Genomic DNA, 15,710 nt, shown 5'->3' with positions numbered 1-15,710 from the left:
GACCGGTCTTTCACCGGCCCCATGCTCAGTTCACGTAGGATTTCTTGCCAAACAACCGATTGAACCAGGCGGGCATCTTGGATTTGGCCCGGCCAATGTCGCTGTAATAGCTGGCCGATTCCCAATAATATTGGATGGCATCGCCATAGCGGCCACGTGCGTGCTCTTCATAGTTGACCTGGTCGAAGATTACACCTGCTACACGGTTGATGCCCAGCATTTCCATGGTAGCGTTCATCTGTTCGATCGTTGTTTTGCCCCAACGTGCAACCACAACAGTATGGTCGGCAAAGCTGCACATCGTCCGCGCATCTTTAACGGCCAATGTCGCAGGTGCGTTGATGACGATGAAATCGAACTTTGTCCTGAGGTCAGACAGCAACACCTGCAAGGCGCGCGAACCCAACAAACGCGCAGGTTCCGCAATCGGCTTGGTCGCACTGATCAGGGCGATGCGGCTTGTATCGATCTCTGTTTCAGTGTCGATCTGGTCCGCGTCGCTGTCATTTGGAAGCAGCGGCGGGGCGATCTTTGAAAAGTCGACATGACCCTTCAAAATCTCGATCAGGTCCGGTGTGCCGGCGCGCTTCATCTGCTGGATAAGACCCGTCTTGCGCAGATCGAGATCGATTACCGCGACGCGCTTTCCAACGGCCATGGCTGCGGCGGCAAGCGTAACCGATACCACCGACTTTCCGTCACCCGGTAATGGTGATGTAATCAGCACGGTCTGGCACTGATTTGGCGTACCCAATGCATTGACATCGAAATAAGCGGCGCGCGCAACTTCCGAAAAAAGCGATTGCGGGTCTTGCAACACAGGGCTTTCTTCGATTTTGCTACCAAAATCGGCTTCGATAAAGGGCAGCATGCCGAACGTCGGCAGGCCGAAGAATTTGCGGATTTGCGCCGAGTTGCGAAGCTTGTTGTCAAACAAGTCGATGGCAAAGGCGACCAGGAAGGCCATCACGGCCGATGCCAAGAGCGCCATTGTCGTAATCTTGAACGGCTGCGGCGATACCGGCTTTTCATTGACCGATGCAGGCGACACTACCGTGGTGTTGACGCCTTCCAACGGGTTCTTGGCACGGATTTCCGAAACGCGCTCGGTGATCTGGTTATATGCCTTCACCGCCTGTTCGGCCTGGCGCGATAATGTTTCGAGCTCCACCACATTGCGGATATTGCTGTAGGCCTTTCCGGTCAGGGCATTGAGCTGTGCGCGCAACTGGCCCGCACGCGCAGCGTCACCCGAAGCGTCGCTGCGTGCCATTTGCGCCATCCGCGCACCTTCGGCGCTGGCAACGGCGGCTGCATCGGATGCTGCACGGCTACGTTCACGCGAAAGATCCTGACGAACACGCGACAAGGTTGCCGTTAAGGCAATGATTTCGGGGTGGCTGTTGCCATAGGTTTCGGATTTGCTTGCAAGTTGGGTTGTCAGATCTGCTTCCTGACGTTCCAGCGCCTGCGTCGCAGCATTGCTGGCCCCTGCAATGCTCCGGATCCCTGCAGCAGCAGCGACGCCCGCGCTACGCGAGGAGGAGCCGGCACTCATGGCGGCAGCAGATATGGCTTCGCTTTGAATCCGGTTAATCTGGCTCAGATCTTCCGTGCCCGCTGCACCGGCCAGCATGCCATTGGCAATGCGGAAATCAGAAACGGCCTTTGCCGTTTCTTCAGCCATTTTGGCCGTCTCTTCCTGCTTTTTGGTCAGCGAGGCGAGCAGTTCCTTACTCCGCTCTTCAGCTTTTTTGGTACGGATAGATTGGACGGAAATGGGATATTGGTTTGCAATCAGTGTTGCCATTTCGGCCGAGCGCGATTCTACCGTAATTTCGACAAGGTCCGAACCTTCCTGCATGGTGATTTCGGACATTTCGAGCAAACGGGTCGCGGCCTTACGGATTTTCTGCTTCTTTCCGCCTACCGGCGTTTTGCCCATATCTTTCTTGAAGTCAGCGCGATCATACAGCTCGAGGTCACGTACCACTTTCTCGGCAGCGGCGCGTGAACGGTGTAACTTCACTTCGTTGGCAATACGCTGGTTGTTCTTTGCCATGATGTCGGCCTGGTTCACACCGACGGCATCGATCAGTTCGACCTGCATCGACACTGTTGAACTGTAGAGTGTGGGTCGTGTGATCTGCCAGACAAATGCGCTCAAGGTAACGACGATGATGATGCTGAGTACAAGCCGCTTATGACGCAACAGGACATTGGTAAATTCACCAATGCCTGAACTTTCCATAGTCGAGAAGTTTTGTGGACCGGCTGTCATGGGGCGACCCTGCGCAAAACCGACCTGTCCGGAATGGTTTGAGCTTATGATAGCATTGGACATCAGATTACCTTCTTTTTCAACTTTTTGTGTGCCGCATGTCGAGGATATTGCCATTTCCCGACCGAACACTTCGCACCGATCATATAGCGTGCCTCTATTATCAGGTGCGATTGATATTGGGGAGATAGCGCGTCTTTATTGGACTACCCCCTTTGAGCAATGTTTTTGCCATGTCAGGGTTAACAATTAACTGGCCGTTCAAATGCTGAAGCGAAATGATTCTTTTTTCTTGATTTTTTTGGTGTTCGTGTGGCGCGTGTTGATAAGCAGACTTCTTCTGAACGTACATCTTGCTGCAACAACTTTTGGTTAATGCAATATTATCGTTGAGTGTTGCTAAAATGTGTTCAATTATGGGGCGTCAAGCGTTCTGACCTTAATTTGTGTTGCATTAGGTTTGACGAAATACTGTAAGATTCGCCGCGCGTCGCTCGGGCGGCAAATCCAAACTGGGAGGTTTCAGTAATGAAGAGTTTGTATCTCGGAACGGCTATCGCCGCCTGTTCCGTTATCGCAATCAGTCCGGCTTCTGCCGAACGGAACGGTGATCCGATTGCAGATAGCTATATCTGCGTATTCAAAAAGAATGTCGTTGCGAAAGCTGATGTCGGCGTAAAGGCCGACCGCGCCGTGCGTGATGGCGGTGGCCAGTTGAAGCATGTGTATCGCGACGCAGTTCGTGGGTTTGCTGCCAAGATGACCAAGACGGGCGTCGATGGCTTGAAAACGCGCAACAGCGATATTGCCTTTTGTGAACAGGACCGTGTGGTCTCAGTGACTCCACTCGATGCAAGCGGCACAGTCGTTTACGCTTTGGGTGAAGTGAACGCGAGCAAGGGCCAGGATGGCGTGAAGCCACCACCACCACCTCCTCCTCCCGGACCAACCCCTCCTCCTCCGCCGCCGCCGCCTCCACCATCGGGCGTGCAGCAGACACCTTGGGGCATTACACGCGTTGGCGGTGGAATTAACGGCACCTTTGCTACGGCCTGGGTCATTGATTCTGGCATCCAGCTGAACCATCCGGATCTGAACGTCGATGTGCCGCGCAGCCGCAGCTTCATCACCGGTCTGACCGCTGACGACCAAAATGGTCACGGCACGCATGTTGCTGGTACGATTGCTGCCATCAATAACAATATCGGTGTGGTCGGCGTTGCGCCGGGCGCAAAGGTTGTTGCCGTACGCGTGCTTAACAAAAAGGGCAGCGGTTCAACTTCCGGCGTCATCGCTGGCGTGGATTATGTATCGCAAAATGGTGCACCGGGCGACGTTGCGAATATGAGCCTCGGGGGCGGTATCAGTCAGGCACTTGACGATGCCGTTGTCGCAGCAGCGGCAAAGGGTATCCGCTTCGCACTGGCTGCCGGTAACGAGGCCACCAACGCTACGAGCAGCTCACCCGGACGGGCCAACGGGCCGAATATCTATACGGTATCTGCTTTTGGTACCGGCGATGTGTTTGCATCATTCTCGAACTTCGGCAACCCGCCGGTCGATTATGCCGAACCCGGTGTTGGCATCCGGTCTACCTGGCTCGCAGGAGGTTATAACACCATCAGCGGCACGTCCATGGCGACACCGCACCTGGCAGGGCTTCTGCTCGTTGGTCCCATCCGCAATGGCGGTACGGTGATCGGCGATCGTGACGGCAACCCGGACGTCATCGGCGTTCGCTAAAACCATAAGACCGGTTTGGGCCAGGATATGATATTGTCCTGAACCTACCGGACAGACAAACAAAAGGCCCCGGACGCTCTACCGCGTTCGGGGCCTTTTTTTAACCATGAAGCAAGCCCATTGGTGTGCAAAATACCCTTTTGGTGACCGTTGCATTATCCCTTTTAGTGGCTTGCCGTTTATGTCCCCGCCAAATAATGAAGCGGCGAACTAAACGCTATTCCCAGGAAATATGTATGAAAATCGCGATGATAGGATCAGGTTATGTCGGGCTTGTGTCGGGCGCTTGCTTCGCCGACTTTGGCCATGACGTTGTCTGCGTCGACAAGGACGCACGCAAAATCGATCAGCTCAATGCCAATATTATGCCGATTTTCGAACCGGGTCTCGACACTTTGGTGAAGACGAATGTCGATGCAAAGCGCCTCTCCTTTTCGACCGATCTCAAATCCTCGCTAAAGGGTTGTGACGCCGTATTTATCGCGGTGGGAACACCTTCGCGTCGCGGCGATGGCCATGCCGATCTCAGCTACGTATATGCCGCCGCCGAAGAACTGGCGAGCGCGATAGACCCCAAAACGGTTGTTGTGACCAAATCGACCGTGCCCGTCGGTACCGGCGACGAAGTCGAACGGATTATCCGTGAAGCAAATCCGACCCTGGAATTTGCCGTTGTTTCCAACCCGGAATTCTTACGCGAAGGCGCCGCTATTGGTGACTTCAAACGTCCTGACCGTATCGTAGTCGGAACCGATGTTGAATGGGCCCGCGAAACCATGCGTGCCATTTACCGCCCGCTGTTCCTCAATGAATCGCCGATCCTCTTCACAAGCCGCCGTTCATCGGAGCTTATCAAATATGCCGCCAACGCATTTCTGGCGACGAAAATTACCTTTATCAACGAAATGGCCGACCTTTGTGAAAAGCTTGGCGCCAATGTTCGGGACGTATCGCGCGGAATCGGACTCGATAATCGTATCGGGTCGAAATTCCTGCACGCAGGTCCTGGCTATGGCGGCAGCTGCTTCCCGAAGGATACGCTTGCTCTCCTCAAAACCGCTCAGGATAACGATAGTCCGGTCCGTATTGTTGAAGCCGTCGTTCAAGCAAACGACCTTCGCAAACGGGCCATGGGTCGCAAGATTATCGCTGCCCTGGGCGGGGATGCGCGGGGCAAGAAAGTCGCGCTGCTTGGCCTGACTTTCAAACCCAATACCGACGACATGCGCGATGCGCCGTCGATCGCAATCGTCCAGACCCTGCTGGATGCGGGCGCGCAGGTGTACGCCCATGATCCCGAAGGGATGGAAGAGGCATCGAAAATCCTCCCTGAAGTGGTCATGACCGAAAGCGCCTATGCCGCTGCCGAAGGTGCGGATGCCATTGCCCTGGTCACCGAATGGGATGCCTATCGCGCACTTGACCTTGCCAAGCTGCGTTCGGCGATGAAGGGCGACGCGATGGTTGATCTGCGGAATATTTATCGCAGCAACGAAATCCAGGCCGCAGGCTTCCGCTACAGCAGCATCGGTCGTTAAACCGCCTGCGACGCTGCCTTCACATTATCCGATTGGCGAAATCGGTCGAAGGCAGCAGCGATGCATCGGGCATAAGGCCGTCCGCTTTCTTCGATGACCAGCTCATCCCCGCACCATTTGGCGAGGCCGCGCTCCTCAAACGGGCGTAGCGCCCCTTTGGGATGTGCGTCCGCGGGGACCTCGACATGACCGTCGCATAGCAGCCGCTCAATCCAGCGGCTGTGTTCCATATCTTCGGCATCGGGGACAAATCCGCGCGAAGCGGCGAACAAGCCTGCGTTGACCTTGTTTCGATATGCCCCGATATTCTTCTCGTTCTGGACGAGTAGTCCGGGCAGCATGCTGATCGAACTCGCGCCGAAGCCCAGCAGCGTTTCGTTGCTGTCCTCGGTAAATCCCTGAAAATTCCGGCGTACTTTTCCGGCCTTTGCGGCAATAGCCAGCGGATCTTCGGGCAAGGCAAAATGATCGAAACCGATCGGCTCATAGCCCGCTGCGACCAGCATATCAAAACCCAGAGCGGATTGCTGGAACCGCAGGTCTGCGTCGGGCAGGGCGTGGGTGTCGATCCGCCGCTGTCGCGGGATCATCGTGGGCAGATGCGCATATCCGAACAGCGCTATCCGGGTGGGACGTAGTCCGATGGCCTGATGGAGGCTATCGCGCAGATCTTCGAGTGACTGATGTGGCAAGCCGTACATCATGTCGAAATTGATCGCACGGATGCCGCGTGACCTTAATGCGGACACACAGGTTTCGATCATGGCAAAGGGCTGGACCCGGCCAATGGCCGCCTGCACGTGCGGGGTAAAGGTCTGCACACCCATGCTCACGCGGCTGACGTTCGATGCAGCCATGACCAGTGCCCATTCGGACGTAAATCCACGCGGATCTATCTCGACCGAAATTTCCGGTCGGCCAGCCGCGAAAACGGTAATGATGCGGTCCAGTAGCCGCACGAATTCAACTGTCGAAAGCGCGTTCGGGCTACCGCCGCCAAAGGCAATGCGCTGAACAAAGCCCCGCCCGCCGATATATTTTGCCACCAACGCCAGCTCGGCCTCCAGCGCGTCGAGATAGGCAGCCAGACGCTGTGCCTTGGATGCCGCCCCGGTGTTGCAGCCGCAATACCAGCAGATCTTCTCGCAGAACGGGATGTGCAGATAGAGGGAGAGCGGCGTTCCCGGCGCGATGTTGCGCAGCGCTGTCGCATATTCGTCCGCGCCCACGCCCTCGTGAAATTCCGCAGCAGTGGGGTAGCTCGTGTAGCGGGGCACGGGTCTGCTGAGCAGTTCGGGATAATATGGCCACATACCACCTGCATAATTGATGCACGGGGCAAGACCTTGATCTGCGTCAAAGACTTTAAATCGCGTCGCGGCAATATGGCTCTACTGACAACAAGGTCAGCATAAGGAAACTGACATGAAATCTCTCTCCCTTAAAACAAGCATGCTGGTTGTGGCATTCGCCCTGGGGACCGGCGCCGCCCATGCCGAAGCGGGCGACACTTTTATCCGTGTTCGCGGTATCATGGTTGCGCCGACAGAAAGCTCCGGCCCCATATTGCCGGCATTTCCCACCGAAGAGGTGAAGGTCAACAACAGCGTCATGCCCGAAGTCGACATCACGCATATGGTCAGCGACAATGTCGGACTTGAACTGATTGCGGCGACGACAAAGCATAATGCGTCGGGCACAAGTGGAACGACCGGTGGCATTGGCAAGCTTGCATCCACCTGGGTGTTGCCGCCCACGCTGACCGTGCAATATCATTTTGCCCCGGAAGCAAAGGTCCGCCCCTATGTCGGCGCCGGTGTGAATTACACGATGTTCTATTCCGAAAAGCCGTCCGCAGGTCTGGAAACAGCGGTAGGCCAGACCGACGTCAACTTGAAAGACAGCTTCGGCTGGGCAGCGCAGGCCGGCATCGATGTCGATCTGAACGAGAAGATGTTCCTCAACTTCGACGTCAAATATATCGATATCGATACGACGGCACGTCTGGCGACAACCGCGATTGGTACGCAGCGCGTGAAAATCAGCCTTGATCCCATCGTTATAGGCGTAGGGGTAGGGTTCCGCTTTTAGAAGACGCTCAAGGGCAGCCAAGGGTCATTGGCTGCCCTCGCGTAAGGCGGCGCTTCCGGGGGGAGGCGTCGCCTTTTTGCTGTTCAGCAGCAGTCTTCCGGGCCGTTATTGGTCAGCTTTTTCCGCCTGTCACTGGCGGCGTGACAACCTTTTTTACAGCAACCATGATCATCGCCTTCGCCAGGCAGGGGTTGCTTCACGGGAATAGAAACCTGCATGCCGGGCTGTCCACAAACGCCGACCGTCAAGGCTTTGCCTTGCGCCGGCAAGGGCGGGATGACCAATATGGCAATGGCCAAAAGAACAGCCATACGCTTCACAACGGGCCTTCCTCGTCAATGAGTATGCGGAGGGCCGCGCCGTCCGCATCGTCAAACTGGCCGTTCTTCAATGACCAAAAGAAGCAGACGAGGCCAAGAAGCCCCAAGCCCAGGGCGACGGGAATAAGCAGGGCCAGACCGGTCATCGCGCAGCCCCCCGCAGACGCAGGGCGTTTGCAACGACGATAAGCGACGATCCCGACATAGCTGCAGCGGCAATTAGAGGCGTTACCTGCCCGGCAATCGCAAGCGGGACGGCAATAACATTATAGCCGATGGCCAAGCCGAAATTCTGCCGCACGATTTGCTGTGTGCGGCGTGCTGCGCGCACCGCTGTCGCCACGGGAGTCAGGGCATCACCCAGAAATACGACGTCCGCGGCATTCTGGCCGACGTCACTCGCCGATGCGGGCGCGATAGAGGCGTGGCCGGCGGCCAAAGCAGGTCCATCGTTGAGACCATCTCCCACCATCAGGACGCGGTGCCCTGCCTTTTTTTGCCGCGCAATGGCGTCCAGCTTGTCTTCGGGTAGCATTGCGGTCTGTGCGGTTAGTCCCAATGTACGCGCAACGGGCGCAACAGCGCTGGCACGGTCTCCGGACAAAATGGTAGATTCTATCCCTAGTCGCTGCAGCTCGGTTATCGTCTCTGCGGCTGCGCTCCGTATCTGATCGGTAAAGTGGATTGTGAAGGGTGTTTGGCCTGCAATCAGCAATTGGGCAGCCATAGCTGCGCTCGCCATGTCATAATCGGGCCGCCCCAACGATACATCGCGCGTTCCCGAAACGGCATAGACACCTGATCCAGCAATCTCCCGGATTTTGGAAAGCGAAGCCGCTTGCGTCCCTGCGGCTTCCAGTGTGCGACGAATGGACTCGGACAATGGATGGCGGCTCGCACGTGACAGGGCGAGCAAAATCGACCTTTGTTCGTCCGTTGCATTGTCGAGATTAACCGGTTCGGGCCGTCCCCGGGTGAGTGTGCCCGTCTTGTCGAACATCGCGCGATCGACCTCTGCGAGCCGTTCGAGTGCGCTCCCATCTTTCACCAATATGCCTGCACGCATCAATGCACCGGCAACGACAATTTGGGCAGCCGGTACGGCCAAACCCAATGCGCACGGGCAGGTGATTATCAAAACCGCAACCGCGACCAGCAAGCTTTCATGCCATCCGGCGCCCGCCAGCATCCAGCCTAGGAAGCTTAACGCTGCCAATGTGTGAACCGCCGGCGCATAAAGGCGCGCGGCGCGATCGGCGACACGCACATAAAGCGATTTGCTCTGCCCGGCCTTTTCCATCAACCGTGCGATGTCCGCAATGGCCGTATCGGCACCGGCGGCTGTCACACGAACGGTAACGGGATTGTCGATGTTCAGTGTACCTGCATGGACTCTGTCGCCCTCGCGAACGATTTGCGGTGCGGATTCGCCTGTCAGTAAAGAAAGATCGACGCTGCTGCTTCCATCCAGAATGATCCCGTCGGCCGCAATGCGCTCCCCGGCGGCTACGATCATTTCCATGCCGATGGACAGGGCTTTGGTTTCAATCCAGCGTGTTTTCCCGTCCTTTCCCAAAACCATCGCACCGGACGCAGTTTGCTTAAGCAACGCGCTGACGCCATCGCGTGCCCTGCTCCGCATAACCACATCAAGCCACCGGCCCGTGAGGAGGAAGAAGAGCAGCATGACGACGCCGTCAAAATAGGCGTGCGGACCATGGGTGAAGGTTTCGAACAGGCTGAGCGCGGTTGTAATCAACACACCTATCGAGATAGGAACATCCATGTTCGTGCGCTTTTTGCGCAGGGCCGCCCAAGCCGATCGGAAAAAGGGGCGGCCTGAATAGGCCACCGTCGGCAAAGCGATTAGCGCCGAAATCCAGTGGAACAGATCCCGTGTAAACCCTTGCGCGCCTGACCATACCGAAACCGACAGCAGCATGATGTTCATCATCGCAAAGCCGGCAACGGCCATCGCCTGCAACATTTCACGCGATTCCTGCTGCGTTCCATCCGGAACATCCGCAGCGATAGGAACCGCTTCAAATCCAAGGTCGCCCAGAATGTTGACAAGCTGCGGCAACTGTAACTCGGGCAGGTGGGTGATCGCCACGCGTTTGGCGGTGAAATTTACCCGCGCAGAAGCAATGCCCGGATCAAGCATCAACCCATTTTCCAATTTGGCTATACAGCCAGCGCAACGCACGCCGGGCACAGCAAATTCCGTTTGGGGCAGTTGGACCGGATTGCGGTTCGGTGTGGTCGCCGTCATTGCACCTGTTCCCGCATGTGGAAGATGTCGGTGTTTCGGCGAAGCGAAAGCTGAAGGTTCCATCGTCCCTGCGGCAAGGCTTCACGCGAGCGCAGCTCGCCATTTTCAACAGAAACAAAGGTCAGGGCATGATCTTCTTCGCGTCCCAGGGGATGCAATGCATCTCCCGTGGCCTGGATATCATCCAGTACCGCGCCCTTACTGTTGACCAGAATGCGGACATGCCGCTCTGCATCCAAGCGCGCTTCAACATGCCAGCCCAGCCTGTTTTGCCGGTCAGCGGCCTTAAGCCACATATTGTAGTTCTGGCTTGCAACGTAGCTATTGTCGACAACGGTACCGCCGAAGGTACTGATCGCCATACGCGCCATTGTAAAATTCACAGCCATAACGACGGCAAAGAAGCTGACCAATATTGTGGTCATGTGCCAGCCTGTAAAAGCGCGCGGTTTAGAGGTGATCATTCGTCTTCCTTCGGACGTTCGAAAATCAGGGTGTCGCTGTCGCCACGTTCATCCCCCGTGCGGGCGCGGGCGCTTATCTGGAATTCTGTGCGGGCGGGGCCTTGTGCGGGTGCGGCGATGAACAGACGGACTTTATGGACCGCGTCTGGGTCGACGGCGAAATTCACATTTTGGCGGGCGGACGCGCGATCCCCATCGGCTGTCCAAACAACAGCACCGGGCAGTCCTTCGATATAGATGTCGACGATGCGCGGACGGGCCTGCATGTTGCGGATTTTGAGCGTGTAATTGTTCCGGATTGTCCCATCCGAAAGCTGCACATAAACGGGATTGCGGTCATGCTGAACCGCAAGGTCGAGCCGTGTACGTTGCCCCAGGGTAAACAGCATGGCGAGGCCAATGGCGGACCAGATGCCAAAATAGATGATTGTGCGCGGACGAAGCAGGGTCTTGAGCACCGGTTTGCCAATGCCGCCCTTCTTTTCCACTTCGGCGTCGTCCAGCGTGCAATAATCGATCAGCCCGCGTGGCTTGCCAATTTGGGCCATGACCTTGTCGCAGGCATCAATGCACAAAGCGCAGGTGATGCAGCCGATTTGTGGCCCTTCGCGGATATCGATGCCTGTCGGGCACACTGCTACGCATTGGTTGCAGTCGATGCAATCGCCGAACGCGGATGGATTGGCCTGCGCCGCCTTCAGACTGCCCCGCTGCTCCCCGCGCCAATCCTTATATGTCACCAGTAGGGATTTTTCGTCCATCATGGCGGTCTGGATACGCGGCCATGGACACATATAGATGCACACCTGTTCCCGCATGAAACCGCCGAAGACAAATGTTGTGGCGGTTAAAATGCCGACCGTGGCATATGCGACGGGAGCGGCGTTGCCGGACCAGAAGTCACGGACCAATGTGGGTGCATCGGCAAAATACATGATCCACGCGCCGCCGGTCCAAAAGGCGATAATCAGCCATATGGTCCATTTGCTGAAACGCTTGGCGATTTTTTCGACGCCCCAGGATGCCTTTTCGAGCCGGATCTGGGCATTGCGATCGCCATCGATAAACCGTTCGACATGCTGGAACAGGTCTGTCCAGACGGTTTGGGGACAGCTATAGCCGCACCAGGCACGTCCTACGGCGCTCGTCACAAGAAACAGGCCGATCCCCGCCATGACCAGCAGGCCCACCACATAATAAAATTCATGTGGCCAGATTTCGATCTGGAACATGTAAAAACGGCGGTTCGCAAGATCGACAAGGACAGCCTGGTCTGGGGCATAGGCCCCGCGGTCCCACCGGATCCATGGCGTAACATAATAGATCAGCAGGGTGATGGCCATGATCACCCATTTCAGGCGACGATAGAAGCCATCCACTGCTTTAGGATAAACACCTTTGCGCGCCTGGTAGAGCGGCTGTCGGGGACCCGTCAGATCTTCAGGGCTGGACATTGGTGGCGACCTTTTCCGGGTCGGGGGCCGTTGCCGTGGCAGGTGTCGCAGTGGCTTCACCACCGCCCAGCGAATGGACATATGCCGCAAGCATTTTGATAGTGACAGGATCCAGACGGTTGTTCCAGCGCGGCATCACACCATAACGCGCCTTGGTAATTGTGGTCTTTATGCTCGCAGCATCGCCGCCGTAGAGCCAGATGCCATCTGTCAGATTGGGTGCGCCAAATTCGCGCATGCCCTTTCCATCTGTGCCGTGGCAGGAAGCGCAGTTATTTGCGAATAGTGTTGCACCGACTGCCGACCGCGCGCTGGGCTTTGCCTTGCCCGACAGGGTCTGGACATAAGCAGCAACAGCGTCGATCTCGCCACCGTTCAGCACGCCGCCAAAGGCTGGCATCTGCGAGAAGCGTGTTTCTTCATGGTCCGGCTGCCGGACACCATGTGTCAGGGTATAGTGGATAGCTGGCAGATCGCCGCCCCACAGCCAGTCATCATCGTTGAGATTGGGATAGCCTTTAGATCCGGCGGCACCGGAGCCATGACACTGTACACAATGGACCTTGAATGCGGCGCGGCCACCTTCGATGGCGGCTTGGTAGAGCTTTTCGTTGCCGGCAAGTTCCTCGACAGGAATAGCGGAAAGTGCGTTGGTTATAGGTGCCCGGCGCAGGGTCTCGGCCTTCATCTGCTGTTCCAGTTGCCCACGGCTTGACCAGTTCCAAAGACCGGGCGTTGCCCCGTTAAACAACGGGATAGCGGGGAAAAGCACGACATAGCCGATCCCCCACAGGATACAGACCCAGAAAGTAAAGACCCACCAGCGGGGCATTGGCGTATCGAGTTCTTCGATGCCATCCCATTCATGTCCAACGGTTTGCGTACCGGTTGGTGCGTCGATGCGTTTATTCTCAGCCATTGTCATCGTCCCTGAAAATCATGATGGCAGCGTCGTGGTTGCGTTGCCGGTTCGCTTTGCGGAAAGGCCAGGCGATAAGGATGAGGAAGATCACCCCCATCACCACCAGACCCCAACTGTCTGCAAAGTGGCGAAGATCGTTGTAATTCATCGTGGTTGCTCAAAGGGCTTGGCCTTTTGGTGATCGACCAGCGTTCCCAGCATTTGCAAATAGGCCACCACAGCGTCCATTTCGGTCACTTTGGCAGGGTTTCCGTCATAATCGCGAACCTGCGCCTTGGGGTAACGCGCCTGAAAAGCTGCGACGTCGGTATTGGGGTCCGCCTGCGCCATCAGATCGGTATCGGCCTCTTTGATGGCTTCCTTGCTATAGGGTACGCCTACCCGTGAAAGGGCGGTGAGATGGCCAGACATTTGGCCTGCGCGTACCGGCCGCTCGGCCAGAAAGGCGTAAGGCGGCATGATGGATTCAGGCACGACACTGCGCGGATCTTTCAGATGGGCGCGGTGCCATTCGTCCGAATAGCGGCCGCCGACACGGGCAAGATCCGGGCCGGTCCGTTTTGATCCCCATTGGAAGGGGTGGTCGTACATACTTTCTGCCGCCAGACTATAGGGGCCGTAACGTTCCACTTCGTCGCGGAACGGGCGGACCATCTGGCTGTGGCAGACATAGCAGCCTTCGCGGATGTAGATGTTGCGGCCTGTCAGTTCGAGCGGGGTGTAGGGGCGAACGCCCTCTACCTTTTCCACGGTGGAATCGATCCAGAAAAGCGGGGCGATTTCCACGATACCGCCAATGGCCACGGCGCCGAGCGCACACAGGCCGAGCAGGCTGACGTTACGCTCCAGATTTTTGTGGCTGAAGGCTCCGGTTTTGGTTGTGCTTGTCATGAGGAGTGCTCCTTATTCAGCCGGAACGGCGACATAGGGCCGGTCGGCTTCAGGATTATGGGGCGTTTCGGTCATCGGCTTTTCGACGCGGATTTTTCCGGCGACTGTCATCCACACATTGAAGACCATGACCAGTGCACCGGCGAGATAGAGCAGCCCGCCAAAGGCCCGGATCAGGTACATCGGGAACATTGCAGCGACTGTCTCCGCAAAGGAGTAGACGAGATACCCGTCGGCTCCATATTCGCGCCACATCAGGCCTTGCATGATGCCTGAAACCCACATGGCAGAGGCGTAGAAGACGATGCCCAGTGTGGAGAGCCAGAAATGCCAGTTGATCATGCGCAGCGAGTACATCCGTTCACGGTTCCACAGGCGTGGGAACAGATAATAGAGGCAGGCAAAGGTGATCATGCCGTTCCAGCCGAGCGCACCGCTGTGCACATGACCAATGGTCCAGTCGGTATAGTGCGACAGGCTGTTGACCGCCTTGATGGACAGCATCGGACCTTCAAAGGTGCTCATGCCGTAAAAGGCGAGGGCCATGACCATCATGCGGATGATCGGGTCTGTCCGGATCTTGTCCCAGGCGCCGTTGAGCGTCATCAGGCCGTTGATCATTCCGCCCCAGCTCGGCATCCACAGCACGACGGAGAAGACCATGCCCAATGTCTGGGCCCAGTCTGGAAGGGCTGTGTAATGCAGATGGTGCGGTCCTGCCCAGATGTAGAGGAAGATCAGCGACCAGAAATGGACAATGGATAGCCGGTAGGAATAGACCGGGCGCTCTGCTTGCTTGGGTACAAAATAGTACATCATCGCCAGAAAGCCTGCGGTCAGGAAGAAGCCCACGGCATTATGACCGTACCACCACTGCGTCAGTGCATCCTGCACCCCTGCAAAGGCGCTGTAGCTTTTCGATCCGAAGATGCTGACCGGCATGGACAGGTTGTTGACCAGGTGCAGCATGGCGACGGTGATGATGAAGCTCAGGTAGAACCAGTTGGCGACGTAGATATGCGGCTCTTTGCGCTTCACGATCGTGCCGACGAAAACCGCCAGATAGCTTACCCACACGACCGTCAGCCACAGGTCGACATACCATTCAGGCTCGGCATATTCCTTACCCTCGGTCACCCCCATCAGATAACCGGTGGCGGCAAGCACGATGAACAGCTGGTAGCCCCAGAAAACAAAACGGGCGAGACCGGGGAAGGCGAGTCTCGCCCGGCAAGTGCGCTGGACGACGTAGAAACTCGTCGCGATCAACGCGTTGCCTCCAAATGCGAAAATCACCGCAGATGTATGCAGTGGCCGCAAACGCCCGAACGTCGTAAACTCCAGATTGAAATTCAGAACAGGAAAGGCGAGTTGCAGCGCAATGATCAGCCCGACCAGAAAGCCTGCAATTCCCCAGAACAGCGTTGCAATCGCACCCCACCGGATCGGTTCATCATCATAGCGCGATGCGACAGCCGCCCCGCTTAATGCCGGGAATTTCTGCGTCAGAAAGTCGAAGCGGTTCATGGATGCCGCCATCGCAATCAAGGCGGCGATGCAGACAATGCCCATATGGACCGAATATGCCTGGTCCGCCCCCAGCGCCATGGCAGCAAATGCCATGACCGCCACAAAAAACCACACCCCGACCCGTGTTAAAAGAATATCCATAATCGTTCCCCGACCGCAAAATCATGAGCGGTTCGGGTTCGCGATGGTCTATTTGGGGAATCC

General features: G+C 56.7%; 14 protein-coding genes. 3 read left to right on the top strand and 11 right to left on the bottom strand.

The annotated features are described in order from the left end of the window. Positions 1-25: 25 nt before the first annotated feature. Positions 26-2,344, bottom strand: a complete 2,319-nt coding sequence (locus FOM92_RS11600; RefSeq protein WP_170226871.1) for a GumC family protein — start codon at positions 2,342-2,344, stop codon at positions 26-28. Between the two features lie 465 nt (positions 2,345-2,809). Between FOM92_RS11600 and FOM92_RS11595 the strand changes: the two genes are divergently transcribed. After that, complete coding sequence (locus FOM92_RS11595) at positions 2,810-4,024, top strand: S8 family serine peptidase (RefSeq protein WP_143777027.1); 1,215 nt, start codon at positions 2,810-2,812, stop codon at positions 4,022-4,024. 236 nt (positions 4,025-4,260) lie between these two features. Then, positions 4,261-5,562, top strand: a complete 1,302-nt coding sequence (locus tag FOM92_RS11590; protein WP_143777026.1) for a UDP-glucose dehydrogenase family protein — start codon at positions 4,261-4,263, stop codon at positions 5,560-5,562. Here FOM92_RS11590 and hemN read toward each other — a convergent pair. Continuing rightward, positions 5,559-6,875, bottom strand: a complete 1,317-nt coding sequence (hemN, locus tag FOM92_RS11585; protein ID WP_143777025.1) for an oxygen-independent coproporphyrinogen III oxidase — start codon at positions 6,873-6,875, stop codon at positions 5,559-5,561. The genes FOM92_RS11590 and hemN overlap by 4 nt on opposite strands. Positions 6,876-6,987: 112 nt before the next feature. Here hemN and FOM92_RS11580 point away from each other — a divergent pair, with 112 nt between their 5' ends. Further along, on the top strand, positions 6,988-7,653 hold the full coding sequence (locus tag FOM92_RS11580) for an OmpW/AlkL family protein (RefSeq protein WP_143777024.1): 666 nt from the start codon (positions 6,988-6,990) through the stop codon (positions 7,651-7,653). An 83-nt stretch (positions 7,654-7,736) separates the two neighbouring features. Here the strand turns inward: FOM92_RS11580 and FOM92_RS11575 are convergent, their stop codons facing one another. Genes FOM92_RS11575 through ccoN form a run of 9 tightly spaced genes read right to left on the bottom strand, consistent with a single transcriptional unit; the run spans position 7,737 to position 15,647 of the window. Then, positions 7,737-7,973 (bottom strand): hypothetical protein, encoded by a 237-nt coding sequence (locus FOM92_RS11575; RefSeq protein WP_143777023.1) that lies wholly within the window; start codon positions 7,971-7,973, stop codon positions 7,737-7,739. Then, entirely contained in the window at positions 7,970-8,119 is a 150-nt protein-coding gene (gene ccoS / locus FOM92_RS11570) for a cbb3-type cytochrome oxidase assembly protein CcoS (RefSeq protein WP_143777022.1), read from the bottom strand. The genes FOM92_RS11575 and ccoS overlap by 4 nt, the downstream gene beginning before the upstream one ends. Next, positions 8,116-10,245, bottom strand: a complete 2,130-nt coding sequence (locus tag FOM92_RS11565) for a heavy metal translocating P-type ATPase (RefSeq protein WP_143777021.1) — start codon at positions 10,243-10,245, stop codon at positions 8,116-8,118. The genes ccoS and FOM92_RS11565 overlap by 4 nt, the downstream gene beginning before the upstream one ends. Further along, the gene (locus FOM92_RS11560; RefSeq protein ID WP_143777020.1) at positions 10,242-10,709 is read right to left on the bottom strand and encodes a FixH family protein; all 468 of its coding nucleotides are present in this window, start codon (positions 10,707-10,709) and stop codon (positions 10,242-10,244) included. Before FOM92_RS11560 ends, FOM92_RS11565 begins: the two co-directional genes overlap by 4 nt. Further along, positions 10,706-12,163 (bottom strand): cytochrome c oxidase accessory protein CcoG, encoded by a 1,458-nt coding sequence (gene ccoG / locus FOM92_RS11555; protein ID WP_143777019.1) that lies wholly within the window; start codon positions 12,161-12,163, stop codon positions 10,706-10,708. Before ccoG ends, FOM92_RS11560 begins: the two co-directional genes overlap by 4 nt. Further along, on the bottom strand, positions 12,150-13,082 hold the full coding sequence (gene ccoP, locus FOM92_RS11550; RefSeq protein WP_143777018.1) for a cytochrome-c oxidase, cbb3-type subunit III: 933 nt from the start codon (positions 13,080-13,082) through the stop codon (positions 12,150-12,152). Before ccoP ends, ccoG begins: the two co-directional genes overlap by 14 nt. Further along, complete coding sequence (locus FOM92_RS11545; RefSeq protein ID WP_143777017.1) at positions 13,075-13,233, bottom strand: cbb3-type cytochrome oxidase subunit 3; 159 nt, start codon at positions 13,231-13,233, stop codon at positions 13,075-13,077. Before FOM92_RS11545 ends, ccoP begins: the two co-directional genes overlap by 8 nt. After that, on the bottom strand, positions 13,230-13,976 hold the full coding sequence (ccoO, locus tag FOM92_RS11540; protein ID WP_143777016.1) for a cytochrome-c oxidase, cbb3-type subunit II: 747 nt from the start codon (positions 13,974-13,976) through the stop codon (positions 13,230-13,232). Before ccoO ends, FOM92_RS11545 begins: the two co-directional genes overlap by 4 nt. Before the next feature lie 12 nt (positions 13,977-13,988). After that, entirely contained in the window at positions 13,989-15,647 is a 1,659-nt protein-coding gene (gene ccoN, locus FOM92_RS11535; RefSeq protein ID WP_143777015.1) for a cytochrome-c oxidase, cbb3-type subunit I, read from the bottom strand. Positions 15,648-15,710 lie beyond the last annotated feature (63 nt).

Source organism: Sphingorhabdus contaminans, from assembly GCF_007280415.1.
GTDB classification, from domain to species: Bacteria; Pseudomonadota; Alphaproteobacteria; order Sphingomonadales; family Sphingomonadaceae; genus Sphingorhabdus_B; species Sphingorhabdus_B contaminans.
The sequence above is the reverse complement of the archived record's forward strand: the minus strand, read 5'-3'. Positions and strand labels throughout refer to the sequence as shown.